Below are 23,283 nucleotides of genomic sequence, written 5' to 3' on the forward strand. Positions count from 1 at the left end.
ATTCATTCATTGATCGATGGCTGGCGAAAGCCCTGCGGCGAGGGCTTGAGCGCTTCTTCTTTCATCCGCTGCTCGTAGGCCGCCAGCAGCGCGAGGTAGTGGCGCGACATGACGTCGCCCACCCTCCCCAGGCCGATCTTGCTGACCGTTGGCTGCGGAATTCCGGTTCTCTGTTCGATCTGCTTCTGCGTGAGCCCCATGGCCCTCAGCGCCAGCACCAACTCGCGTGGCTTCATGGCATTACTCCCTTTTTTTAATATTCTAGAGTTTGGGAAGAATATTCGTTTGGGCTTAAATCCCCAACCGATGGAGAGCATTGCCACACGCGCATTGGCTGCGCGCAAATTCGCCAAGATGACGCAGAAGCAGGCCGAAGCGGCTTCCGGCGTCAAACAGTCCAGCATTTCCAAGATCGAGCGGGGGGACGTCAGCCGGTCGATGAGCGTGCTCGCGCTGGCACGCGCCTACCGCGCCGACCCGCACTGGCTCGACACCGGCGACGGCCCCGCCCCCTGGGACGAAGACCAGATCCGCCAGGCCCGCGACAAGGCCAACGAGCCGCCGGGCCCGTACCGGGTGACGCACATAGCGCCGTTGATTCCGTCGTTCTCGCCCCGCACGCCCGGCACCGTGCCCCTTATTTCCTGGGCGGATGCCGCCAACTGGGACAGCCACGAAGTCTCGCAACAGCCGCGTGCCGAGCGCTGGATTCCCTGCATCGCCCACCACAGCCTCCAGAGCTACGCCCTGCGCGTGCGCGGCGACAGCATGACGGCGTCCAGCGGCCACCTGAAGAGCTATCCCGCAGAGTCGATCGTGTTCGTCGATACGTCGCTGAGGAAGCCCGAGGACGGCGAACGCATCATCGCGAAGCTCGAGGACAGCGGCGAAGTCACGTTCAAGGTCTACAAGGAAGACGACGGCCGACGCTGGCTGCTGCCGCTGAATCCGAAGCACGAGCCAGTGCGCGAGGCCTTCACCGTGCTGGGCACCGTCGTCGGCAAATGGGAAGACGAAGACTGAGCGCAGACGGTCCAAAAATTAGCGAGGAATGAGCCTGGAACAAGATTCCAGCGAGGTCAGGTTGCGTGCAGGTTCACAGGCGATATTCATGTCTCTCCCTGTGGCCTGCATCCTCTGATCCTCCCTCCTCCAGCAGGTCACCTTCAAGCCCGCCTAGTGCGGGCTTTTTTTTGCTCGCCCCCAGGCTGCGCGCACTTCGTGTCGCTTCTCCTTCCCCCTACCGGGGGCAACACCTGAGGCCCGGCGGAGCCGGTTCCTCGGTGTTTCTGGAAGGGGGCGGGGGCGCCTTGCTTATTTGGGGAGCAGCACTTTGTTGACCACGTGGATCACGCCGTTCGACTGGTAGACGTTGGGAATCGTCACCGTGGCGGTGCCGCCTTTCTCGTCGGTGAGGGTGATCTTGCCGCTCTTTTCCTTGGCTACGAGCGTGCCGCCGGCCACGGTCTTGAGTTCGGCCGAGCCCTTGCCGGCCTTGATCTCTTTCTTCAGCGCGGCTGCGTCCAGCTTGCCGGCCACCACGTGGTAGGTCAGCACGCCGGTCAGGGCGTCTTTGCTTTCGGGCTTGAGCAGGGTATCGACGGTGCCGGCCGGCAGTGCGGCGAAGGCGGCGTTGGTGGGCGCGAACACGGTGAACGGACCGGGGCCCTTGAGCGTGTCGACCAGGCCAGCAGCCTTGACTGCGGCAACCAACGTCGTGTGGTCCTTGGAGTTGACTGCGTTGTCGATGATGTCCTTGGTCGGCAACATCGGCGCGCCGCCCACCATGACCGAAGCCGCGAGGGCCGAGACCGCGCCGGCAGACAGTGCGATGGCGAGAGAGACGGCGGCGAGGCGATGAAGTTTGCGCTGCATGAAGATGCTCCTGGTTGAATGAATGACCGACCACCGCGAAATGGCAGCGGCTGTCTTCAATACGGGAGCCCGCGCGGAACAGATTCGGCAACGGCGAAAAGAAAAAGGAAAGCAAAGGACTGCATTCCGGTAGCCGCGGTTCGCGCCGTGCCCATGCATTTCGCACCACGCAGTGCAAATTTCGTCGCATCGCTCTTGCGGCGTGGAGCGCAGACGACGACATTTCAGGAAAGTCAGGTATCCCGGACGGTCCGGGTGTACAACCGCTGCCCCATGCCAAATCAAGAAAACAATGCGTTGGAGGGTCCCCCCAGTTCTCCGCGCGCGGCTTCCGCGCGCCGGCGGATGGGGCGGCCTGCCCAGGGTGCCTTGCTCGGTGCCGTCCTGCTGCTGTTGAGCGCCTGTGCGGTCGGCCCCGACTTCAAGACGCCCGACCTGCCGGCCGCCGCCAGCGGCGCCGACTACACGCCCGCGCCTATGCCCGCGCGCACCGCACAGGCCAACGTGCCGGCCGGCCAGGCCCAGGAACTGCTGCCGGGCCGTGACATTCCCGCGCAGTGGTGGGACGTGTTTCACTCGGAGCCGCTCGACCAGCTGATCCGCGCCTCGCTCGCGCAAAGCCCCACGCTGGCTTCTGCGCAGGCCGCATTGCGCCAGGCCGAAGCGACGTACGACGCCAAGTCGGGCAACCTGCTGTGGCCGCAGGTCACGGGACAGCTCGGCGTGCAGCGCGAGCGCGCATCCGAAGTCAGCACGCAGGTGCCGGGCGGCCAGTTGCTCACGCTGTACAACGCCTCGGTCAACGTCAGCTACAACCTCGACGTGTTCGGCGGCTCGCGCCGGCAGATCGAAGGCGAACGGGCCGCGGTGGAAGCGCAGCGCTATCAGGTCGAGGCGGTCTACCTCACGCTGACCTCGAACCTTGTCACCACCGCCATCCGCGAAGCCTCGCTGCGCGCGCAGCTGCAGGCTGTGCGCGAGGTGCTGCAGGCGCAGCGCGAGCAGCTGAACGTGATCGAAAAGCAGTTCGACACCGGCGCGATCGCGAAGTCGATCGTGCTGCAGCAGCGCACGCAGGTCGCACAGACCGAAGCCACAGTGCCGCCCATCGAGAAATCGCTCGCGCAGACGCGCCACCAGCTCGCGGTATTCGCGGGCCGGCTGCCGTCCGAAGCGGGCCTGCCCGAGTTCGACCTGGCTAGCCTCTCGCTGCCGCAGGCGCTGCCGCTGTCTCTGCCCTCCGAACTCGCGCGCCAGCGCCCCGACGTGCGTGCCAGCGAGGCTCAACTGCACCAGGCCAGCGCGGCAGTCGGCGTGGCCACAGCCAACCTCTATCCGCAGATCCAGCTGAGCGCCAGCTACGGCAACAGCGCCTTGCGGGCGCGCGACCTGTTCACCGGCCCGACCACCCTGTGGAGCATCGGCGCCGGGCTCACGCAGCCGATCTTCAACGGAGGGGCCCTGCGCGCGCAGCAGCGCGCGGCGGTCGCGGCCTACGACTCGGCGGCGGCGCAGTACCGCAATACAGTGCTCGGCGCCTTCCAGAACGTGGCCGATGCCTTGCGCGCACTGGAACTCGACGCCAATGCCCTGCAGACCCAGGCCACGGCCGAATCCCTTGCAAGGCAGTCGCTCGACCTGTCGACCGCGCAGTTCCGTGCCGGCGCGGTGAGCTACGTCACGCTGCTGACCGCGCAGCAGGCCTGGCTGCAGACGCACACCGCGCTGGTGCAGGCGCAGGCCGCGCGCTATGCCGACACCGCCGCCCTCTTCCAGGCGCTCGGAGGCGGCTGGTGGAACCGTGGCGCGCTGGCCGATGCGGTGATCGCACCGGGGCAGCAACCTGCGGCACAGCCCGCCGCACAGAACTGACCGAACACCTCCATCAAATAACACGAAGAAAAGCCTACCTATGACCCGGAGAATGATCATCATGATCGGCTGCGTGCTGCTGCTGGTCGCCGCGCTCGCGCTCGGCAAGTTCCTGCAGATCCGCGCGCTGATCGCGGCCGTGCCCAAGCCGGCGCCGCAGACGGTGTCGACGGCCCAGGTGCAGAAGCTGCAGTGGCAGACGCAGTTCACCGCGGTCGGCACGCTGAACCCGGTGCGCGGCGCCGACCTCAGCACCGAAGTGGCGGGCCTGGTGCGCACGGTGCACTTCAAGTCGGGCCAGGACGTGAAGGCCGGCGCGCTGCTGGTCGAGCTCAATGCCGACTCCGACATCGCCCTGCTGCATTCGGCCGAAGCCGCCGCCGCGCAGGCCGCCACCGTGCTCAAGCGCGACCAGGCGCAGCTGGCTGTGCAGGCCGTGAGCCAGGCGCAGATCGACGCCGACACCAACGACCTGAAGGCCAAGCGCGCACAGGTCGAGCAACAGGCGGCCGTGGTGGCGAAGAAGTCGATCCGCGCGCCCTTCTCGGGTCGCCTCGGCATCACCGCGCTGAACCCGGGCCAGTACGTGAACGCGGGCGACAAGCTCGTGACGCTGCAGACGCTGGACCCGATCTACGCCGACTTCTCGCTGCCGCAGCAGCAGCTCGCGGGCCTCGCGGTGGGCCAGGTGGTGAACCTGACTGTCGACACCTTCCCGGGCCAGAGCTTCACCGGCAAGATCAACGCGATCAGCCCGAAGGTGGATTCCGCCACGCGCAACGTGCAGGTCGAGGCCACGGTGTCGAACCCCAAGCTGCTGCTGCTGCCCGGCATGTTCGCGAACGTGAAGATCGACATTGGCGGCGTGCAGGAGCAGCTGACGCTGCCGTCCACCGCCGTCACCTACAACCCGTACGGCTCCACGGTGTACGTGGTGAAGGAAGCCGAGCCGCCAAAGGCTGGTTCTGCCGGTGCTGCAGGTACGCCGGCCCCCGCGGCCAACCCGTCGGGCAAGCCGCAGCTCATCGCCGAGCAGGTCTTCATCGAGACCGGCCCGACGCGCGGCGACCAGATCTCCATCGTCAAGGGGCTGAAAGCCGGCCAGGTGGTGGTGAGCAGCGGACAGAACAAGCTGAAGAACGGCTCGCCCGTGACGGTGGACAACAGCGTGCAGCCCACCAACGACGCGGCGCCGACGCCGCAGGAAAAGTGAGGCATCCCGCATGAACTTCACCGACATCTTCATCCGCCGGCCCGTGCTGGCGATGGTGGTGAGCCTGCTGATCGTGGTGCTGGGGCTGCGCGCACTGGCCGGCCTGCCGGTCAACCAGTATCCGAAGACCGAGAACGGCGTGGTCACCATCAGCACCGCCTACTACGGCGCCGACGCGGCCACGGTCGCAGGCTTCATCACGCAGCCGCTCGAAGCCGCCGTGTCGCAGGCGCAGGGTATCGACTACCTGTCGTCGTCGAGCAGCCTGGGCGTGTCGACCATCACCGCCACGCTGCGGCTGAACTACGACTCGAACCGCGCGCTGACCGAGATCAACACGCAGGTGAACTCCGTGCGCAACCAGCTGCCGCCGCAGGCGCAGCAGCCGGTGCTCACGGTGGCCACGGGCCAAACCACCGATGCCATGTACATCGGCTTCTACAGCGACACGCTGCCCAACAACAACGTGACCGACTTCCTGGTGCGCGTGGTGCAGCCCAAGCTCAACGCCATTGCGGGCGTGCAGACTGCCGAAATCCTCGGTGCGCGCACCTTCGCGCTGCGGGCCTGGCTCGACGCGCAGAAGATGGCCGCCTACGGCGTGACCGCCACCGACGTGAGCACCGCGCTCGCCGCCAACAACTACCTGGCGGCCGTGGGCACCAGCAAGGGCCAGATGGTGAGCGTGCCGCTCACGGCCGGCACTTCGCTGCACAGCGTGGACGAGTTCAAGCAGCTCTCTGTGAAGAGCAGCAACGGCGCCATCGTGCGGCTGCAGGACGTGGCCAATGTCACGCTCGGCTCTGAGAACTACGACTTCAACGTGGCCTTCAACGGCGTGCGCTCGGTGTTCATCGGCATCAAGGTCGCGCCCGAGGCCAACATCCTCGAAGTGGCCAAACAGGTTCGCACCGTGTTCCCCGACCTGCAGGCCCAGTTGCCCACGGGCCTGACCGGAAAGATCGTCTACGACTCGACCGACTTCATCAACACCTCCATCAGCGAAGTGATCAAGACGCTGGTCGAGGCGCTGATCATCGTGACGGTGGTGATCTATCTCTTCCTGGGCAGCTTCCGCGCGGTGGTGGTGCCGGTGATTGCCATGCCGCTGTCGCTGATCGGCACTTTCTTCGTGATGCTGGTGCTTGGCTACTCCATCAACCTGCTCACGCTGCTGGCGCTGGTGCTGGCGATCGGGCTGGTGGTGGACGACGCGATCATCGTGGTGGAGAACGTCGACCGGCACATGCGGGAGGGCAAGTCGCCGATGCAGGCTTCGCTGCTCGCGGCACGTGAACTGGGCGGGCCCATTCTTGCCATGACGGTGGTACTGGTTGCGGTGTACGTGCCCATCGGTTTCCAGGGCGGGCTGACCGGATCGCTGTTCACCGAATTCGCGTTCACGCTCGCGGGCTCGGTGGTGGTGTCGGGCGTGGTTGCGCTCACGCTGTCGCCGATGATGTGCTCGCGCTTCTTCAAGCCCGAGCAGGACACCGGCAAGTTCGCGACTTTCATCGAGCACACCTTCGAACGCGTGCACCGCCGCTACCAGCTGATATTGCGCGGCGTGCTGAAGACCTGGCCGGTGATGATCGTGATGGGCGCCATCCTCGTGGCGCTGCTGTTCGTGATGTTCAAGATGTCGAAGTCGGAGCTTGCGCCCGAGGAAGACCAGGGCATCGTGCTGTCGCAGGTGGTGGGCGCCCCCACGGCCACCATCAACCAGATGCAGACCTATGCGGACCAGATCTTCAAGGTTGCGCACGACACGCCCGAATACGCGCAGCTGTTCCAGCTGACCGGCGTGCCGAGCACCAACGCGGGCATTGCCGGCGTGCTGCTCAAGCCCTGGGACCAGCGCACGCGCAGCGCGCACGAGATCCAGGCCGATCTGCAGAACCGCTGGAACGGCATTGCGGGCGCGAAGGTCGTGGCCTTCCAGTTCCCGGCGCTGCCGGGTGCCTCGGGCCTGCCGGTGCAGTTCGTCATCAAGACGACCGAGCCCTTCGAGAACCTGAACACGCTCGCGCAGCAGATCATGGACAAGGCGCGCGCGGACGGAAAGTTCTACTACATCGATGCCGACCTGAAGATCGACCTGCCGCAGGCCACCGTGGTGGTCGACCGCGACAAGATCGCCACGCTGGGCATCACGCAGCAGGACGTGGGCAACGCGATGGGCGCCGCGCTGGGCGGCGGGTATGTCAACTACTTCTCGATCTCGGGCCGCTCGTACAAGGTGATCCCGCAGGTGCAGCAGGTCGACCGGCTCAACCCGTCTGACGTGCTCAACTTCTACATCAAGACCCCGAACGGCGTGGTGCCAGCAAGCACGGTCGCTAGCCTGAAGTACACCGTGCAGCCCGAGACGGTGAACCACTTCCAGCAGCTCAACTCCGTGACCATCCAGGGCGTGCCCAGCGGCACGCAGGGCGAAACGCTGGAGTACCTGCGCGGCGTGGTGCAGCAGCTGGCGCCCAGCGGCTACACCGTCGACTACTCGGGCCAGTCGCGCCAGTTCGTGCAGGAGTCGGGCAACTTCGCCATCACCTTCCTGTTCGCGCTGATCATCGTGTTCCTGGCGCTGGCGGCGCAGTTCGAGAGCTTCCGCGACCCGGTGGTGATCCTGGTGTCGGTGCCGCTGGCCCTCTTCGGCGCAATGATCTTCATCTTCTGGGGCTTTGCCTCGATGAACATCTACACGCAGGTGGGGCTGGTCACGCTGATGGGGCTGATCAGCAAGCACGGCATCCTGATCGTCGAAGTGGCGAACCGGCTGCAGAAACAGGGGCTGAGCAAGCTCGACGCCATCGTCGAGGCGGCCGGCACGCGGCTGCGCCCGATCCTGATGACCACCGCGGCAATGGTGTTCGGCGTGCTGCCGCTGGTCATTGCCTCGGGCGCCGGCGCGGCCGGGCGCAAGGCGATGGGCATCGTGATCTTCAGCGGGCTGTCGATCGGCACGCTGTTCACCTTGTTTGTCGTGCCTGCGATGTACCTGTTCATCGCGGCGCGGCATCAGAAGGAAGAAAGCGCGGAGAACCCGCCGGAACAACCGGCGTTGCCAGGGGCGGTAGCACCGGAGGCCTGAGCCTTCGGGCCAGGTCGCACCGGTCGAGCCCGCTGCCGTGAAAGCAGCGGGCTTTTTCGTTTCAGAATTGCAGCAACGACTCTTGAAGTACTGAAGACGTGCCCCTCTTCCATCTCCCGGCAATGCGCGGTGGCCTGCTGGCCCTCGCGGCCGCGGCACTCTTCGGCATCAGCACGCCGTTGGTCCAGCGCGCGGGCGCGGGACTCGGCGCCTTCACCACCGCCGCCCTGCTCTACGCCGGCGCCGCGTTCATGGGCGCCTGGCTGCGCCAGCCGGTGGAACGCGAAGCAGCGCTGCGCCGCGCCGACTTGAAGCGGCTGTCGTTGATGGCGCTGTTCGGCGCCGTCATCGGCCCCGTGGCGCTCGCCTGGGGCCTGCAGCACACCAGCGGCACCAGCGCCTCGCTCATGCTCGCGCTCGAAGCCTTGTTCACCGCGGTGCTGGCGCGCACGCTCTACCGCGAGGTGATGGACCGCCGGGTGTGGGGCGCGATGCTGTTGCTGCTCGCGGGCGGCATGGTGCTGGTGATCGACCGGGGCCTGAGCGGCGGCGTGCAGCTGCTGGGCCTGCTCGCGGTGCTGGCTGCCACGGCTGCCTGGGGCATCGACAACACCCTGTCGCGCGCGCTGGCCGAGCGCGATCCCGGCCAGGTGGTGCTCGGCAAGTCGCTGCTGGGCGCGGGCGCGACCGCCCTGCTCGCAATTGCGACCGGCGAACCGCTGCCTGGCTGGACCGCGGCCCTGGCTCTGCTCGCCATCGGTGCCAGCGGCTACGGGCTCAGTCTGCGGCTCTACCTGCTGGCGCAGCGTGCCTTCGGCGCGGCGCGCACGGGCTCGGTGTTCGCCTTCGCACCGTTCATCGGCGCAGCGGTCGCCATCGCGCTGGGGGACCGTGCCTTGAGCTGGGGCATGGCAACCGGCGGCTTGCTGATGCTTGCAGGCGTTGCCTTGCACCTGGCCGAATCCCACGGCCATGCGCACGACCACGAGCCGCTCGACCATGAGCACGCGCACCGGCACGACGACGGGCATCACGACCATACGCACGACCCGATGCCGGTGGGCGAGCACAGCCACCCACACCACCACACGCCGCTGCACCACACGCATGCGCACGTGCCGGACGCGCACCACGCGCATCCGCACTGAAGAAGAACCCTCGGGCTCGATGAAGCGCAAGACCAGCCGGCCGCGCGCAGCTCCTCAGCGCAGCCCGGGCACCAGGGTCGCCAGCAGCCCGACGGCCGCGCAGGCGCCGAGCAGCGGCATCACGCCGACCTTGAAGCGAAAGAGCGCCACGGCCGCAGCCACCGCGATGAGCGCGGACAGCGCGTCGAAGCGCCCACCGAAACCTTGCGGCCACAGCACGTGGTACGCGAAGAACAGCGCGAGATTCAGGATCACGCCGACCACCGCGGCCGTAACAGCGGACAGCGGCGCGGTGAACCCGAGCTTGCCGTGCGTGGCCTCGATCAGTGGCCCGCCCGCGAGGATGAAAACGAACGACGGCAGGAAGGTGAAGAAGGTCACCACCGTGGCCGCCAACGCCCCGCCTATGAACAAGGCGCCCGGCCCCGCGACCTGCTGCAGCCAGCCGCCCACGAAGCCGACGAAGGCCACCACCATTATCAGCGGCCCGGGCGTGGTCTCGCCGAGCGCCAGGCCGTCGATCATCTGCGTGCCGTTGAGCCAGTGGTAATACTCGACCGCCCCCTGGTACACATAAGGCAGAACGGCGTAGGCGCCGCCGAAGGTCAACAGCGCAGCCTTGGTGAAGAACCAGCCCATCTGCGCCAGCGCGCTCTGCCAGCCCTGCGTGGCCACGAGCACGCCCACCGCCAGGGCCCACAGGCCGAGTCCCGCTGCCAACACCTTGGCAAGGCGGCCGCGCGTGAAGCGGGCATGCGCGGGGGTCGGCGTGTCATCGTCGATCAGCGCCGGTCCGTAGCCCTGATTGGCGCCGCCATGGCCACCGCCCAGCGCGAACACACCCGGCGCCCGGCGCGCCCCGAGATGGCCGATCAGCGCAGCCCCGATCACGATCGCCGGGAACGGTGTGTCGAAGGCGAAGATGGCCACGAAGGCCGCGCCCGCAATGCCCCACATCCACCAATTCTTCAGTGCCCGCGTGCCGATGCGATGGGCCGCGTGCAGGACCAGCGCAGTGACGGCCGGCTTGATGCCGTAGAAGATGCCGGCCACCGCGGGCACGTTGCCGTAGGCCATGTAGATCCAGGACAGCGCGATCAGGATGAACAGCGACGGCAGCACGAACAGCGCGCCGGCAACAATGCCGCCCCAGGTGCGGTGCATCAGCCAGCCGATGTAGGTGGCCAGCTGCTGGGCCTCGGGGCCGGGCAGCAGCATGCAGTAGTTGAGCGCATGCAGAAAGCGCTTCTCGCTGATCCAGCGCCGCCGCTCGACCAGCTCGGTATGCATGATCGCGATCTGCCCGGCAGGACCGCCGAAGCTGATGAAGCCGAGCTTGAGCCAGAAGCGGAATGCTTCGGCGAAGGATACGGGCTGGATTGGCGCGGAATGCGCGGGAGAGGAGTCAGGCAGTACGGTGTCCACGGATAGCTCCGTTATGAGTCGCCAGCGCTTGGACGGGACACCGTCTTCCTTTGCAGACCGGGAGGCTGTTTCCCCGGGACCGAAATCGTAGCAGACCTATCGGCGTGATGGTGGGGCGCGTATTGGGCGCGGTGCTCGGCAAGCGAGCGGAGATCATTGGCGGCCTCGTGCTGATCGGGATCGGCGTGTTGATCCTCTATGAGCACCTGAACGGTCTGGCTTGATCGCGCGCAGAAAAAATCCCCGCGTGCACAAGGCAGGCGGGGATTCTTGAAAGTCTGGTAGGACGTACTGGATTCGAACCAGTGACCAACGGATTAAAAGTCCGCTGCTCTACCAACTGAGCTAACGTCCCAAACCTTTTTTATTCTTGCTCTTGCCGACGTTGAATCCGGCAAAGCCAAAGATTATAGCGCGACGTTTGACGCGATTTTGTCGAGCACCCAACCTGCAGCGCATTGACCGAAGGTTGCCGTCACGCTCACCACCGAGCCGTAGCCGTGGCAGTTGAGTGAACCGTCGCCTTCGATTGCGCACGACGCATCCGGCGGCGCCACGCTTTCGCGGCTGAAGACGCAGGCAACGCCGATCTTGCGGCCTTCACGCGGGGCACCATGCTCCTTGCGCAGGCGCTGACGCAACTGCGCAAGCAGCGGGTCGTGCGTGACGAGCGATAGATCGTCGATGTCGACCTTGTGCGCCTGCCGCTTGCCGCCCGCCGCGCCCACCGTGACGAACGCCGTGCGCGACGATGCACGCGCCCATGCCGCCATGGCCACCTTGGCCTTCACCTGGTCGCAGGCATCGATGACGGCCGTTGCCGGCCCGTTCGCAGCCTGTGCCGCGTCGAGCAGCGAGAGCCAGTTGCCGGGCTCGACGAACTCGTCGATCGCCTGCACCTTGCACTCGGGGTTGATCTGCGCGATGCGGTCGCGCATGGCTTCGACCTTGGCCTGCCCCACGGTCGCATCGAGTGCGTGGATCTGGCGGTTGATGTTCGACTCCGACACATGATCGAGGTCAATCATGGTCAGCCGCCCCACCCCGCTGCGCGCCAGCGCCTCGACCGCCCACGAGCCCACGCCGCCGATGCCGACGACCAGCACGTGCGCGTTGCGGATGCGCGCGGCACCGGCCACGCCATACAGCCGCTCGAGCCCACCGAAGCGGCGCGCAAAGTCAGGCGCCGCGGTGTCGGTGACGACATCCGCGGCGGCAGGAGGAGTGGTGAACGCGGCAGCGATGATGGCGCTCAAGCGGAAAGCTCCGCCGGCATCAGCGCAGGCGCGAGAGGCGCTCGCGGCCGGCCTGTGCGGCTTCGGACTGCGGATAGGCCTTGGTCAGGTCTTCCAGCGTGCGGCGCGCGGCGCGCGTGTCCTTCAGCTCGATCTGGCAGTTCGCGATCGACAGCACGGCCTCGGGGGCCTTGGCATGGTCGGGCGCGAGCGAGAGCATGGAGCGGAAGTTCGCGATGGCCTCGTTGTAGTTGCGTGTGGCGTACTGCGCATTGCCGAGCCAGAACAGCGCCGAGGCGTTGTAGCCGCTTTGCGGGTAGCGCTTGACGAACTCGGCAAACGCGGTCTGCGCCTGCGCGAACTGACCCGAGCGGAACACGCCGAGGGCGGCGTCGAAGTCGGCCTTTTCCTTAGGATCGGCGGTGAACTCGCGGCCGTCCACCGACACCTTCGAAGGCTCGCTCTGCTTGAGCTTGTCGTCGATGGTGGTCTGGCGCGACTGCATCTCGCTCACCGTGCGGGTGAGCTGCTCGTTCTGGCCGGTCATGCGCGCCAGGTCGCCACGCATCTGCTCGATCTGGTTCTGCAGGTCGAGCAGGCTGCGGCGTAGCTGGCCGTTCTCGTCGGTCAGCCGCTGGTCGGTCTGCTGGCGCATGGCCTCGACGCGCTGGCGCAAGTCGAGGATGGCGCGGCGAGCCTCGTCATCCTCGAACAGTGCAGCCTGCGACCCCATCGAGACGCAGAGCAAGGCGGCAGCCAGCGCCGCGCCTCGCAGCATGGCGCGTGGCATCACCGGGTGTAGCGGATTTCGGCGCGGCGGTTCTGCGCCCACACTTCTTCACCCGAACCCGTGACGGCAGGCTTTTCCTTGCCGAAGCTCACGGCTTCGATCTGGCTGTCGCTCACGCCCAGCAAGGTCAGCGCGCGGCGCACGGCTTCGGAACGCTTCTGGCCGAGTGCAAGGTTGTACTCGCGGCCGCCACGTTCGTCGGTGTGGCCTTCGATCGAGACGCGGCGTTGCGGGTTGGCCTTGAGGAACCTGGCGTGGCCGTCGATCAGCGCCTGGAACTCGGGCTTGACCGTGTAGCTGTCGTAGTCGAAATACACGATGCGCTCAACGCCAATCGGACCTTGCGCGGTGCCCGCGGTCGGATCAATGGTGACAGGTGCCACGGTGCTGGCGCCTTGCTGGCCGCCGGCCGTACCCGAACGGTCGGTCACCGGCGTTTCGTTGAGCTTGGTGCCCGACGAGCAACCGGCGATGAGAGCCACGATGGCCAGCGAATAAATCGTACGTTTCAACATATTTTCAAACTCCTCAAATAAACCTTGGTCATTGCTTTTGAAACGGACCCCAGTCCGGTTCCCTGATGTCTCCCGCCTGTCCCGCCAGTCGTGCCTTTATTTTTCCATCGAGCGTGGTCGTCATCAGGGCTTCGCGGCCCTGCAATTGCGTTGCATAGACGATCAGCTTGCTGTTCGGGGCAAAACTTGGACTTTCGTCCGCGGAGGTGTCGGTGATTGCGCTGACGTTGCCGGTTGCCAACTCCATCACATGGAGTTTGAAGGCACCGCCCACTCGGGAGATGTAGGCCAACCACCGGCCATCGCCGCTGACAGACGGAGAAATGTTGTAGGTGCCGCTGAAGGTCACCCGCGTCGGGTTGCCGCCGCCGGCGCTCATCTTGTAGATCTGGGGCGCACCGCCGCGGTCGCTCACGAAATAGATGGTGCCGCCGTCGGCCGAGTACACCGGCTCGGTGTCGATGCTGGAGCTTTGCGTCAGGCGGCGCGGTTCGCCGCCGCTGGCCGGAATGGAGAACAGCTGCGAGCCGCCATCGCGGCTGAGCGTGACGGCAAGGGAATTGCCGTCTGGCGCCCAGGCCGGCGCGCTATTGGAACCCTTGAAGTTGGCAAGCAGCCGGCGCTGGCCGGTGGCCACGTTGTGCACGTACACGACAGGCTTGCGCGACTCGAAGGACACATACGCCAACTGTTGCCCGTTGGACGACCAGCAGGGCGAGATGATGGGTTCGGGGCTGGCGAGCGCGGCCTGGGCGTTCTCGCCGTCGGCATCGGCCACCCACAGCGAGTAGCGGCTGCCGCCCTTGGTGACGTAGGCGATGCGGGTCGAGAAGATGCCCTTTTCGCCGGTCAGCTTCTCGTACACGTAGTCGGCAATGCGGTGCGAGGCAAGGCGCAGGTCACCTTGAGGAACGGTGTAGCTCAGGCCACCCAGGTCCTGCCCCTTCACCACGTCCCACAGGCGGAAGCGCACGTCGAAGCGGCCATCGGCCAGCCGGTTGACGCTGCCCACCACGAGCGAATCGGCCGTGCGCTGGCGCCACAGCGACAGGTCGGGGCGCGAGGCCTCGTCCAGCGCCTGGCCCGAAGCGTCGACGCCGCGGAACTGGCCACTGCGTTCCAGGTCGGCCTGGACGATGTCCGAGATCTTCTGGGGCGAGCCTTCCTGGCCCTTGAAAGGAACGAGCGCAATCGGCAGCTGCGTGAGCCCGACGCCCGACACCTCGACCCGGAACTGGGCCAGTGCAGGAAGCATGGGAGTGGCAGCGAGAGCCGCGATGAGCGTGCGGCGTGCAAATAACGATGAAGAAGGAGTTGGAATTAGAGTTGGCAACGGCTTGTTCATGCGGTTCGGAGAGGTTTCCGGGTAAAAAGTTCTCCCCGGCTGTAACGGGCCACATGTTACACACTGGCTTGAAGCCGCCGTCACAAAACGTTTATCCGGCGGCGCGGTCCTACAGAAGCACCTGCGGAAGGCCCTGAATGAGGCCCCCCGTAGAATCCGCCGCCATGCAAGCACCCCCCGGCGGCGAGAACGTACGCCCTCCCCTGATGCGCCGTATGGCGCGACTCATGACCTGGTTTGGCGGCTCCCGCCAATGGTGGGCCCTTGGACTGAGCGGAGCGATGCTGGCAGCAATCACCGAGCCGCTGATGGCCGCCCTGCTGAAGCCCCTGCTCGACCGGGGCTTCACGCGCGGCGAGATGCCCTTGTGGTTCGTGCCCGCCGCCGTGCTGCTGCTGTTTGCAGTGCGCGGCATCGCCCAGTTCATTTCCCAGTACGCGCTGTCGCGCATCGCCAACGAAGGCATGCAGAAGCTGCGGCGGGTGCTGTTCGAGCGGCTGCTCGGCGCCGAACTCGCGCTGTTCGCCCGGCAGTCGGCCAGCACCCTTTCGAACACGGTGGTCTACGAAGTGCAGACCGGCGCGATGCTGCTGGTGCAAGCGATTCTCGGACTCTCGCGCGACGGCTTCACGCTGATCGCGCTGCTGGGCTATCTGGTCTACCTGAACTGGAAGCTCACCCTCATCGTCGCCTTCCTGGTGCCCAGCATCTCCTGGATCATGAAGGTGTTCTCCAAGCGGCTCTACCGCCTGACCCAGCAGGGTCAGCAGGCCACCGACGAGCTGGCCTACGTGGTCGAGGAAAACGTGCTCGCCCACCGCGTGGTGCGCCTGCACGGCGCGGAAGGCGCGCAGGGCCGCCGCTTCGAGCAACTGAGCCAGCGCCTGAACCGGCTGGCCGTGAAGTCGACCATCGCCCAGGCCGCCACCACGCCGCTCACGCAGATGATGGCGTCGCTCGCGCTGTCGATCGTGGTGATGATCGCGCTGTGGCAAAGCGGCAAGCAGGGCTTCACGGTAGGCGGCTTCGTCGCCTACATCACGGCCATGTTGATGTTGATCGCGCCGATCCGGCGCCTCGCCGAAGTGGCCGGCCCGATCACACGCGGCCTCGCCGCACTGGAGCGCGGACTGATACTGATCGACGACGTGGCCCCGGAGTCGCAGGGCACGTTCCAGGTCGAACACGCCGAAGGACGCATCGAACTGCGTAACGTACAAGTCAGCTACCGCGGCGAAGACGAACAGCGCGCGCTCGACGGCGTGAGCCTGACCATCGAACCCGGCCAGGTGGTGGCCTTCGTCGGCCCTTCGGGCTCGGGCAAGACCACGCTGGTCAACCTGCTGCCGCGCTTCGTGCAGCCCAGCGGCGGGCAGGTGCTGCTCGACGGGCACGACACCAGCGAATGGCAATTGAAAAGCCTGCGCGCCCAGTTCGCCATGGTGAGCCAGGACGTGGTGATGCTCAACGAGACGCTGGCGGCCAACGTGGCGCTGGGCGGCGAGATCGACCGCGAGCGCGTGCTGCAGTGCATCGAGGCGGCCAACCTGAGTGCGCACGTCGAAAGCCTGCCCCAGGGCCTCGACACGGTACTCGGCCACAACGCCACGCAGCTTTCAGGCGGCCAGCGCCAGCGCCTCGCCATTGCCCGCGCGCTCTACAAGAATGCGCCCGTGCTGCTGCTCGACGAGGCTACCTCGGCGCTCGACACCGAATCCGAACGGCTGGTGCAGGACGCCCTGCAGCGGCTGATGCAGAACCGCACCACGCTGATCGTCGCCCACCGCCTGTCGACCATCCAGCATGCCGACCGGATCATCGTGATGGAGCAAGGCCGCATCGCCGAGCAAGGCAGCCACGAGCAACTCATGGCGCTGGACGGCCTCTACGCGCGGCTGCAGACACTGGCGGTGCGCAGCGCGCCGCCGGGGCAAGACCCGACGCTTTAGGCCTTAAAGCAGCACGATGTCGTACTGTCCCTGCCCGATCGCGGGCTCGGACTGCAGCGAAATCGGCTTGCCGATGAAGTCGCTCAGCCCCGCCAGGTGCTGGCTCTCCTCGTCGAGGAACAGCTCGATCACCTGCGGCGACGACACGATGCGGAACTCGCGCGGCGTGAACTGCCGCGCCTCGCGCAATATCTCTCGCATCACGTCGTAGGCCACGCTGCGCGCGGTCTTCACGATGCCCTGGCCGCCGCAGGCCGCACAGGGCTCGCACAGCATGTGCGCCAGCGATTCGCGGGTGCGCTTGCGCGTCATCTCGACCAGCCCGAGCTGCGAGAAGCCGCCGGCCGTGGTCTTCACGCGGTCGCGCGCCAGTTGCTTGCGGAACTCCGCCAGCACCTGTTCGCGGTGGTCGTCGCGACCCATGTCGATGAAGTCGACGATGATGATCCCGCCCAGGTTGCGCAGCCGCAGCTGCCGCGCAATGGCCTGCGCCGCCTCGAGGTTGGTCTTGAAGATGGTGTCGTCGAAGTTGCGCGCACCGACGAAGCCGCCGGTGTTCACGTCCACCGTGGTCAACGCTTCAGTCTGGTCGACCACCAGATACCCACCCGACTTGAGTTCGACGCGCCGGCCCAGCGCCTTCGCGATTTCCTCGTCGACCGAATACAAATCGAAGATCGGCCGCTCGCCCTTGTAATGCTGCAGCTTGCCCGCCGCCTTGGGCATGAATTCGAGCCCGAACTTCAGCAGCACCTCGAACTGCTCTCGCGAGTCGATGCGGATGGTCTGCGTGTCTTCGCTGGTCATGTCGCGCAGCACGCGCTGCAGCAGGCTCAGATCCTGGTGCAGCAGCGACATCGGTGGCATGCGCATCGAGGCATCGCGGATGCGCGACCAGGTCTTGCGCAGGTAGGCAATGTCTTCGGCAAGCTCGGGGTCGGTGGAGTCCTCGCCGTTGGTGCGCAGGATGAAGCCGCCGGTGTTGGCCGGCACCACGCCGCCACTGTCGGCCGCAGCGGCCGCTTCGATCAGCGCCAGCATGCGGTTGCGCAGCGACTCGCGCTGGTCCGACGGGATCTTCTGCGACACGCCGATGTGGTTGTCCTGCGGCAAGAACACCAGCAGCCGCCCGGCAATGCTGATTTGCGTGGACAGGCGCGCGCCCTTGGTGCCGATGGGGTCCTTGATGACCTGCACCAGCAGCGACTGGCCCTCGAACACCTGCTTCTCGATGGGCACCATCGGCCCGCCGTTGCGGTGGTCGCGCTCGGGCGCCGGCGCACTGGGCCGCGAGCCCGGAGTGAACGGCGCCACGATGTCGGCCACGTGCAGGAAAGCGGTGCGCTCCAGGCCGATGTCGATGAACGCCGACTGCATGCCCGGCAGCACGCGCGACACCTTGCCGAGGTAGATGTTGCCGACCAAGCCTCGCTCCAGCGTTCGCTCGACGTGCAGCTCTTGCACCGCGCCGTGCTCGACCAGCGCCACACGGGTCTCCTGCGGAGACCAGTTGATCAGGATGTCTTGCATGGAATTCTCAAGTATTGAAACCGGCGTTTCGAAGCAGCCCTGCTGTCTCGAACATGGGGAGGCCCATGATGCCCGAATAGGACCCGCTGATGTGCTCGATGAACGCGGCCGCCGCGCCTTGAATGGCGTAGGCACCGGCCTTGCCCAGCGGCTCGCCGCTTTCCGCATAGCGGGCGATCTGGGCGTCTGTGATGTTGGCGAAGCGCACGCGCGACACGCTGAGCGCGGCGTGGCGTTGTGCGCCATGCTGCAGCGCAACGGCGGTCAGCACGCGGTGCGTGGCGCCTGAGAGCAATCGCAGCATGCGTGCCGCATCGGCCGCGTCTTCGGGCTTGCCGAGGATGGTGCGGCCGAGTGCGACTGTGGTGTCGGCGCAGAGCACCGGCGCGTCGGCAAGGCCGCGGCGCCGGAGCCTGGCCACCGCGGCATCGAGCTTCAGGGCCGTGACGCGCTGCACATACGTTGCAGGAGCCTCGTTGGGCAGCACGGCTTCGAGCGATTCGGCGTCTTCGTCGGCATCGGCCAGCAGCAGTTCGTGGCGCACGCCGAGTTGGCCGAGCAGTTGGGCACGACGCGGGCTCTGCGAAGCGAGGTAGATGAAGTCCGGCAAGGTTCAGTTCTCCTGAAGGGCCGGCTGCCCGCCGGCCACAGTACGGTTCCAGACCAGTCCGTGCGGCAGGCGCGCGGGTCCGAAAAGAAAGTGAAGAACTCGGCGACGAGCCGGTGACCGGGCGCGAGAGGACGCATGCAGCAGCAAGGGGCGCATCAGCAGGGCGTCGCCACGCGCCGCCGTACAGGCCGTCTCGCCGTGTTCGACGCGCAAGTCCTGCGCTTCGGCATCGCTCAACCGTCCGGCGCGGTGGCTGCCCGATACGACGCGCAACGGCCCCGCATCCACGCCGCAATCATCCAGATGCACCCGCACGGCGAGCAGCGATCGCAACACGTCGACCGGCGGCTGCATATACGGCTCGCCCTCCTTGAGGACGGCAGGCATGCCGGCGCCCGAGGCGGGAATCGAGGTGTCCTGATGCAGCGCGACCAGCCAGTTCCTGTCGGCCGTCTTGTCGAAGAGCGTGCATTGCACGGCCACCGATGAAGCATCGAGCAGGCCCATGCCGACCAGCCGTGTTTTCAGCTGAACAGCAATCTCACTGCAGCGCGGCTGGGCCAAAAGGTTGCGGCTGCCTGCCGCCTGCCCCAGCCAATGGTCGAGCGACCGCGCGGTTGCGTCCAGCAGATCAAACGGCAACAGCGCCGGCAGCAGCGCATGGCCCTTCTCCTCGAGCAACGCGACCCGCCCGTCGGCGCTTGTCATTCGCGGTGGTAAGGATGACCCGCATTGACCGACCACGCCCGGTACAGCTGCTCGACCAGCAGCACCCGCGCCATCGCGTGCGGCAGCGTCAGGTCGGACAGGCGGATGCGTTCGTGGGCCGCGGCCTTGAAGGCCGGGTCGAGCCCGTCGGGCCCGCCGATGACCAGGGCGACGTCGTCGCCCTCGCCTTGCCAGGCCTGCAGGCGCGCGGCAAGCGCCTTGGTGGTCAGCGCCGTGCCGCGCTCGTCGAGCGCGACGATGCGCATGCCGCGCGCAATTGCGCCTTCGATGCGCTCGCGCTCCGCGGCGTACAGCGTTTCAAGCGACTTGGAGCCGCGCGGCTCGGTCTTGACTGCTCGCAGCTCGAGCTTGAGCTCGGGCGGGAAGCGCTTGGCGTAGTCGTCCCAGGCAGTCTGTGCCCAATCGGGCATGCGCTGCCCGACGGCGACCACCAGCAGCTTCATGCGCGGCGGGCTGGCGCCTTCCTGGCAGCCGTCGTCGTCTTCTTTGCAGCGGGCTTCTTGGCAGCGGGCTTGCCGACGACCTTGACCGGCACGCGCGCGGTGGTGGACTTCCGGGCGGGCGCCTTCTTGGCAGCGGTTTTCTTGGCCGGGGTCTTCGCAGCCTTGGCTTCTTGTTCTGCCGCGCGGATCGCGGTCTTGGCAGCGCTGGAGCGGCGCAGCGTCGGCGTCTTGGTGGCCGGCTTCTTCTCTTCGGTGCCGACCTTCGATGCGGTGGCGACCGCGGGCTTCGCGCCGCCGAGCTTTGCACGCACCGGCTTGTCGCCCCAGATCTCTTCGAGGTGGTAGTACTGGCGGATGGCGGGCTGCATGATGTGCGCCACGGCCGCGCCGCAGTCCACGATGATCCACTCGCCGTTGTCCTCGCCCTCGATGCGCGGCTTGCCGAAACCGGCTTCGCGCACCGCGTCGCGCACGCTGGCGGCCAGCGCCTTCGTCTGGCGGTTGGAGGTGCCCGACGCCACGATCACGCGCTCGAACAGCGGTGAAAGATGTTCTGTGTCGAATACCTGGATGTCCTGCGCCTTGACGTCTTCGAGACCATCGATGATGGCTCGCTGGAGTTTCTGGGTGTCTTTCTTGGCGGCGGCTTCAGTGGTCATCAGGCAGAGCGGTAGAGGTGGTGTTGGTCAATATAGCGTGCAACCGTGGGCGGAACCAGCGAGGAAATGTCCACGCCAAGCTCCGCGCGCCGTCGAATCTCGGTGGCGCTGTTGTTCATAGGTGGCAGTTCGAGCGCCTCGAAACGCGCGCCAGCCGGGAGGCCGGGCAGCATTTTCGGATCAAAACGAGCAGTGTTGCTCGTCGATAGTGCGCGATACGCTACAGAAACGATAGCAATGCCGAGTATATCCTGCCAGCCGTGCCAGGTCGGCAACGCGCTCGCCTGGTCGGCGCCCATGATCAGGACCAGCTGTGCGCCGGGCTGCTCGCGCTGCAATTCGTGCAGGGTGTCGAGTGTGTAGGTGGGCCCGTCGCGCAGCACTTCGCGGCTGTCGATGACGACGGTGCCTTTCAGGTCAGCGAAGGCCAGCCGCGTCATCGCAAGGCGGTCTTCCTTCGGCGTGAGCGCCCTGCTCTTGTGCCAGGCCTGCCCTGTGGGAATGACGTGCAGTTCGGCAAGGTCGAGTTGCGCCAGCGCGGCTTCGGCTAGCGCGACATGGGCGTTGTGCGGCGGATCGAATGCGCCGCCGAAAACGCCGATGCGACGCACCGCAGTGCCGGAGCGGTTCACAACCAGTCGCGCCGCACGATGAAGTCGCTGTACAGCGCGGCTTCGGGGCTGCCCGGCTCGGGCTGCTGCTGGTAGGCCCAGCTGGCCAGCGGCGGCATCGACAGCAGGATCGATTCGGTACGCCCACCCGACTGAAGGCCGAAGTGCGTGCCGCGGTCCCACACGAGGTTGAACTCGACGTAACGGCCGCGCCGATAGAGCTGGAAGCTGCGTTCGCGCTCCGTGTAAGGCGTGGCGCGGCGGCGCTCGACGATCGGCAGATACGCCGGCAAAAAGCCATCGCCCACCGAGCGAATCAGCGCGAAGCCGTTCTCGAAACCGCCCTCGGAAAAATCGTCGAAGAAGATGCCGCCGATGCCGCGCTGTTCGCCGCGATGCTTCAGGAAGAAATACTCGTCGCACCAGGTCTTGAAGCGCGGGTACTTGTCGTCACCGAAAGGTGCGAGCGCGTCTCGGCACGTGGTGTGGAAATGCACCGCGTCTTCCTCGAAGCCGTAGCACGGCGTGAGGTCCATGCCGCCGCCGAACCAGCAGACCGGCTCGCCTCCTGCACCTTCTTTGGGCAGCGCAGCCAGCATGCGCACGTTCATGTGAACGATCGGCACGTAGGGGTTGCGCGGATGGAACACCAGCGACACGCCCATCGCCTCGAAAGGCGCACCTGCCAACTCGGGCCGGTTCTGCGTGGCCGAGGGCGGGAGCTTCGGTCCGCGCACCTGCGAGAAGCCGCAGCCCGCGCGCTCGAACAGTTCACCGCCTTCGAGGATGCAGGTCAGCCCATGGCCCTGCAGCGGTTCGCCCGGCGCTTTCTCCCAGGCATCGCGCACGCAGGTGCCGCCGTCGGCCTTCTCGACCGCCGCGATGATCGACTGCTGCAGTCCGCGCAGGTACTCGCCGACCGCTGCCGGGTTGGTTTGCTGCATCAAGCGCCGTGGGTGTTGCGCGCGTGCACCGCGCGGAATCCGATGTCCTTGCGGTATTGAGCGCCGTCGAAGTTGACGCGCGCCGCAACCTCGTAGGCCCGCTGCTGCGCCTGCTTCACGCTGTCGGCCAGCACGGTCACGCAGAGCACGCGCCCGCCGCTGGTCTTGAGCTCGCCGTTTTCCAGCGTCGTGCCGGCGTGGAACACCACGGCATCGGGCGCCTCGGCCGGAATGCCGGTGATGCGGTCTCCTTTGCGCGGCGACAGCGGGTAGCCGTGCGCAGCCATCACCACGCCCAGCGCCACGCGCCGGTCCCATTGCAGCTCGACCTGGTCGAGCGTGCCGTCGGTGGCGTGCCAGAACACCTCGAACAGGTCGGACTTCAGGCGCATCATGATCGGCTGCGTCTCGGGGTCGCCCATGCGGCAGTTGAACTCGAGCGTCTTGGGGTGGCCCGTGGCGTCGATCATCAGGCCGGCGTAGAGGAAGCCGGTGAAAGGAATGCCGTCTTTCTCCATGCCGCGGATGGTCGGCAGGATGATCTCGCGCATGGCGCGCGCATGCACCTCGGCCGTGACCACCGGTGCGGGCGAATACGCCCCCATGCCACCGGTGTTGGGGCCTTCGTCGTTGTCGAGCAGGCGCTTGTGGTCCTGGCTGGTGGCCAGCGCGGTCACGTTCTTGCCGTCGCACAGCACGATGAAGCTGGCTTCCTCGCCCTGCAGGAATTCTTCGATGACGACGCGCGCGCCGCCTTCGTTATGCGACACGCCGAACTTGTTGTCGACCAGCATGAAGTCGACGGCCTCGTGCGCTTCCTCTGCGGTCATGGCAACCACCACGCCCTTGCCAGCCGCTAGGCCGTCGGCCTTGACGACGATGGGCGCGCCCTTGGCGTCGATGTATGCGTGTGCCGCGGCGGCGTCGGTGAAAGCCTCGTACTCGGCGGTCGGAATCTTGTGGCGCTTCATGAAGGCCTTGGAGAAGGCCTTCGAGCTTTCGAGCTGGGCGGCCGCCTGCGTGGGGCCGAAGATGCGCAGGCCGTGCGCGCGGAACTCGTCCACCACGCCGGCAGCCAGCGGCGCCTCGGGGCCGACGACGGTCAGCGCGATCTTTTCTTTCATCGCCCATTCGCGCAGCGCGGCGGGCTCGGTGATGTCGACGCAGTCGTAGCGCTCGTCGGCTGCGGTGCCGCCGTTGCCCGGCGCCACGTACACACGGCTCACCCGGGCAGCCTGTGCCAGCCGCCATGCCAGAGCGTGTTCACGGCCCCCTCCCCCAATTACCAGTACCTTCATT

Annotated in this window: 21 protein-coding genes, 1 tRNA gene and 1 pseudogene; 7 read left to right on the forward strand and 16 right to left on the reverse strand. The window is 66.6% G+C overall.

What is annotated here, in order from left to right:
• Positions 1-2 precede the first annotated feature (2 nt).
• Positions 3-236: a helix-turn-helix domain-containing protein gene (locus BMW87_RS05045; protein ID WP_093074625.1), complete on the reverse strand. Its 234-nt coding sequence runs from the start codon at positions 234-236 to the stop codon at positions 3-5.
• A gap of 70 nt (positions 237-306) precedes the next feature.
• Between BMW87_RS05045 and BMW87_RS05050 the strand changes: the two genes are divergently transcribed.
• Positions 307-1,023, forward strand: coding sequence for a helix-turn-helix domain-containing protein (locus BMW87_RS05050; RefSeq protein ID WP_093054687.1), 717 nt, complete (start codon positions 307-309; stop codon positions 1,021-1,023).
• A gap of 291 nt (positions 1,024-1,314) precedes the next feature.
• Here BMW87_RS05050 and BMW87_RS05055 read toward each other — a convergent pair whose 3' ends face one another.
• Positions 1,315-1,875, reverse strand: a complete 561-nt coding sequence (locus BMW87_RS05055) for a fasciclin domain-containing protein (RefSeq protein ID WP_093054685.1) — start codon at positions 1,873-1,875, stop codon at positions 1,315-1,317.
• A 369-nt stretch (positions 1,876-2,244) separates the two neighbouring features.
• Between BMW87_RS05055 and BMW87_RS05060 the strand changes: the two genes are divergently transcribed.
• The 4 genes from BMW87_RS05060 (at position 2,245) to BMW87_RS05075 (ending at position 9,199) form a co-directional block, all read left to right on the forward strand.
• Positions 2,245-3,747: an efflux transporter outer membrane subunit gene (locus BMW87_RS05060; RefSeq protein WP_093074628.1), complete on the forward strand. Its 1,503-nt coding sequence runs from the start codon at positions 2,245-2,247 to the stop codon at positions 3,745-3,747.
• Positions 3,748-3,799: 52 nt separating this feature from the next.
• Positions 3,800-4,960 carry an efflux RND transporter periplasmic adaptor subunit gene (locus tag BMW87_RS05065; protein ID WP_177192723.1) on the forward strand — a complete coding sequence of 387 codons (1,161 nt, stop codon included), beginning with the start codon at positions 3,800-3,802 and terminating at the stop codon, positions 4,958-4,960.
• A 10-nt stretch (positions 4,961-4,970) separates the two neighbouring features.
• Positions 4,971-8,051 carry an efflux RND transporter permease subunit gene (locus BMW87_RS05070; protein ID WP_093054681.1) on the forward strand — a complete coding sequence of 1,027 codons (3,081 nt, stop codon included), beginning with the start codon at positions 4,971-4,973 and terminating at the stop codon, positions 8,049-8,051.
• Positions 8,052-8,173: 122 nt separating this feature from the next.
• Positions 8,174-9,199: a DMT family transporter gene (locus BMW87_RS05075; protein ID WP_093074634.1), complete on the forward strand. Its 1,026-nt coding sequence runs from the start codon at positions 8,174-8,176 to the stop codon at positions 9,197-9,199.
• A 54-nt stretch (positions 9,200-9,253) separates the two neighbouring features.
• Here BMW87_RS05075 and chrA read toward each other — a convergent pair whose 3' ends face one another.
• Complete coding sequence (chrA, locus tag BMW87_RS05080) at positions 9,254-10,624, reverse strand: chromate efflux transporter (RefSeq protein ID WP_093074637.1); 1,371 nt, start codon at positions 10,622-10,624, stop codon at positions 9,254-9,256.
• Between the two features lie 98 nt (positions 10,625-10,722).
• On the opposite strand from chrA, the pseudogene BMW87_RS05085 reads away from it, so the two are divergent.
• A pseudogene (locus tag BMW87_RS05085) lies at positions 10,723-10,848 on the forward strand (manganese efflux pump); the annotation flags it as partial.
• A 55-nt stretch (positions 10,849-10,903) separates the two neighbouring features.
• Here BMW87_RS05085 and BMW87_RS05090 read toward each other — a convergent pair.
• The 5 genes from BMW87_RS05090 to tolB all read right to left on the reverse strand — a co-directional run bounded on the left by BMW87_RS05090 (position 10,904) and on the right by tolB (position 14,419).
• A tRNA-Lys gene (locus BMW87_RS05090) sits at positions 10,904-10,979 on the reverse strand.
• Between the two features lie 52 nt (positions 10,980-11,031).
• A complete protein-coding gene (locus BMW87_RS05095; protein WP_093074640.1) occupies positions 11,032-11,880 on the reverse strand; it encodes a tRNA threonylcarbamoyladenosine dehydratase in 849 nt (282 codons plus the stop codon).
• A 19-nt stretch (positions 11,881-11,899) separates the two neighbouring features.
• Positions 11,900-12,649: a tol-pal system protein YbgF gene (gene ybgF, locus BMW87_RS05100; RefSeq protein ID WP_093054675.1), complete on the reverse strand. Its 750-nt coding sequence runs from the start codon at positions 12,647-12,649 to the stop codon at positions 11,900-11,902.
• Entirely contained in the window at positions 12,649-13,164 is a 516-nt protein-coding gene (gene pal, locus BMW87_RS05105; RefSeq protein ID WP_093074643.1) for a peptidoglycan-associated lipoprotein Pal, read from the reverse strand. Before pal ends, ybgF begins: the two co-directional genes overlap by 1 nt.
• A 28-nt stretch (positions 13,165-13,192) precedes the next feature.
• Positions 13,193-14,419 carry a Tol-Pal system beta propeller repeat protein TolB gene (gene tolB, locus BMW87_RS05110; protein WP_218132221.1) on the reverse strand — a complete coding sequence of 409 codons (1,227 nt, stop codon included), beginning with the start codon at positions 14,417-14,419 and terminating at the stop codon, positions 13,193-13,195.
• A gap of 254 nt (positions 14,420-14,673) precedes the next feature.
• Here tolB and msbA point away from each other — a divergent pair, with 254 nt between their 5' ends.
• Positions 14,674-16,458, forward strand: a complete 1,785-nt coding sequence (msbA, locus tag BMW87_RS05115; RefSeq protein ID WP_093074645.1) for a lipid A export permease/ATP-binding protein MsbA — start codon at positions 14,674-14,676, stop codon at positions 16,456-16,458.
• 3 nt (positions 16,459-16,461) lie between these two features.
• Here msbA and rng read toward each other — a convergent pair whose 3' ends face one another.
• Genes rng through purD form a run of 8 tightly spaced genes read right to left on the reverse strand, consistent with a single transcriptional unit; the run spans position 16,462 to position 23,282 of the window.
• Positions 16,462-17,988 (reverse strand): ribonuclease G, encoded by a 1,527-nt coding sequence (gene rng / locus BMW87_RS05120; RefSeq protein WP_093054667.1) that lies wholly within the window; start codon positions 17,986-17,988, stop codon positions 16,462-16,464.
• Between the two features lie 7 nt (positions 17,989-17,995).
• Complete coding sequence (locus tag BMW87_RS05125) at positions 17,996-18,598, reverse strand: Maf family protein (RefSeq protein WP_093074648.1); 603 nt, start codon at positions 18,596-18,598, stop codon at positions 17,996-17,998.
• A 3-nt stretch (positions 18,599-18,601) separates the two neighbouring features.
• Positions 18,602-19,306: a phytanoyl-CoA dioxygenase family protein gene (locus BMW87_RS05130; RefSeq protein WP_093074651.1), complete on the reverse strand. Its 705-nt coding sequence runs from the start codon at positions 19,304-19,306 to the stop codon at positions 18,602-18,604.
• Entirely contained in the window at positions 19,303-19,770 is a 468-nt protein-coding gene (gene rlmH / locus BMW87_RS05135) for a 23S rRNA (pseudouridine(1915)-N(3))-methyltransferase RlmH (protein WP_042579728.1), read from the reverse strand. Before rlmH ends, BMW87_RS05130 begins: the two co-directional genes overlap by 4 nt.
• Positions 19,767-20,429: a ribosome silencing factor gene (gene rsfS / locus BMW87_RS05140; protein WP_093074654.1), complete on the reverse strand. Its 663-nt coding sequence runs from the start codon at positions 20,427-20,429 to the stop codon at positions 19,767-19,769. The genes rlmH and rsfS overlap by 4 nt, the downstream gene beginning before the upstream one ends.
• Positions 20,429-21,061 carry a nicotinate (nicotinamide) nucleotide adenylyltransferase gene (nadD, locus tag BMW87_RS05145; protein WP_093074656.1) on the reverse strand — a complete coding sequence of 211 codons (633 nt, stop codon included), beginning with the start codon at positions 21,059-21,061 and terminating at the stop codon, positions 20,429-20,431. The genes rsfS and nadD overlap by 1 nt, the downstream gene beginning before the upstream one ends.
• Positions 21,058-21,984 carry an oxygen-dependent coproporphyrinogen oxidase gene (gene hemF / locus BMW87_RS05150; protein WP_093074659.1) on the reverse strand — a complete coding sequence of 309 codons (927 nt, stop codon included), beginning with the start codon at positions 21,982-21,984 and terminating at the stop codon, positions 21,058-21,060. The genes nadD and hemF overlap by 4 nt, the downstream gene beginning before the upstream one ends.
• The gene (gene purD, locus BMW87_RS05155; protein WP_093054657.1) at positions 21,984-23,282 is read right to left on the reverse strand and encodes a phosphoribosylamine--glycine ligase; all 1,299 of its coding nucleotides are present in this window, start codon (positions 23,280-23,282) and stop codon (positions 21,984-21,986) included. Before purD ends, hemF begins: the two co-directional genes overlap by 1 nt.
• Position 23,283: the final 1 nt, after the last annotated feature.

Origin of the sequence: Variovorax sp. OV084, from assembly GCF_900111625.1 — a bacterium.
GTDB lineage: Bacteria > Pseudomonadota > Gammaproteobacteria > Burkholderiales > Burkholderiaceae_C > Variovorax.

Excerpts from the sequence above, each read along its gene's own strand:
- BMW87_RS05065 (WP_177192723.1), top strand. The coding sequence starts at position 3,800 with ATGATCATCATGATCGGCTGCGTGCTGCTGCTGGTCGCCGCGCTCGCG.
- BMW87_RS05075 (WP_093074634.1), top strand. The coding sequence starts at position 8,174 with ATGCGCGGTGGCCTGCTGGCCCTCGCGGCCGCGGCACTCTTCGGCATC.
- rsfS (WP_093074654.1), bottom strand. The coding sequence starts at position 20,429 with ATGACCACTGAAGCCGCCGCCAAGAAAGACACCCAGAAACTCCAGCGA.
- hemF (WP_093074659.1), bottom strand. The coding sequence starts at position 21,984 with ATGCAGCAAACCAACCCGGCAGCGGTCGGCGAGTACCTGCGCGGACTG.
- BMW87_RS05050 (WP_093054687.1), top strand. The coding sequence starts at position 307 with ATGGAGAGCATTGCCACACGCGCATTGGCTGCGCGCAAATTCGCCAAG.
- pal (WP_093074643.1), bottom strand. The coding sequence starts at position 13,164 with ATGTTGAAACGTACGATTTATTCGCTGGCCATCGTGGCTCTCATCGCC.
- rlmH (WP_042579728.1), bottom strand. The coding sequence starts at position 19,770 with ATGAAGCTGCTGGTGGTCGCCGTCGGGCAGCGCATGCCCGATTGGGCA.
- purD (WP_093054657.1), bottom strand. The coding sequence starts at position 23,282 with ATGAAGGTACTGGTAATTGGGGGAGGGGGCCGTGAACACGCTCTGGCA.
- BMW87_RS05055 (WP_093054685.1), bottom strand. The coding sequence starts at position 1,875 with ATGCAGCGCAAACTTCATCGCCTCGCCGCCGTCTCTCTCGCCATCGCA.
- BMW87_RS05070 (WP_093054681.1), top strand. The coding sequence starts at position 4,971 with ATGAACTTCACCGACATCTTCATCCGCCGGCCCGTGCTGGCGATGGTG.
- BMW87_RS05045 (WP_093074625.1), bottom strand. The coding sequence starts at position 236 with ATGAAGCCACGCGAGTTGGTGCTGGCGCTGAGGGCCATGGGGCTCACG.
- msbA (WP_093074645.1), top strand. The coding sequence starts at position 14,674 with ATGCAAGCACCCCCCGGCGGCGAGAACGTACGCCCTCCCCTGATGCGC.
- ybgF (WP_093054675.1), bottom strand. The coding sequence starts at position 12,649 with ATGCCACGCGCCATGCTGCGAGGCGCGGCGCTGGCTGCCGCCTTGCTC.
- rng (WP_093054667.1), bottom strand. The coding sequence starts at position 17,988 with ATGCAAGACATCCTGATCAACTGGTCTCCGCAGGAGACCCGTGTGGCG.
- BMW87_RS05130 (WP_093074651.1), bottom strand. The coding sequence starts at position 19,306 with ATGACAAGCGCCGACGGGCGGGTCGCGTTGCTCGAGGAGAAGGGCCAT.
- tolB (WP_218132221.1), bottom strand. The coding sequence starts at position 14,419 with ATGCTTCCTGCACTGGCCCAGTTCCGGGTCGAGGTGTCGGGCGTCGGG.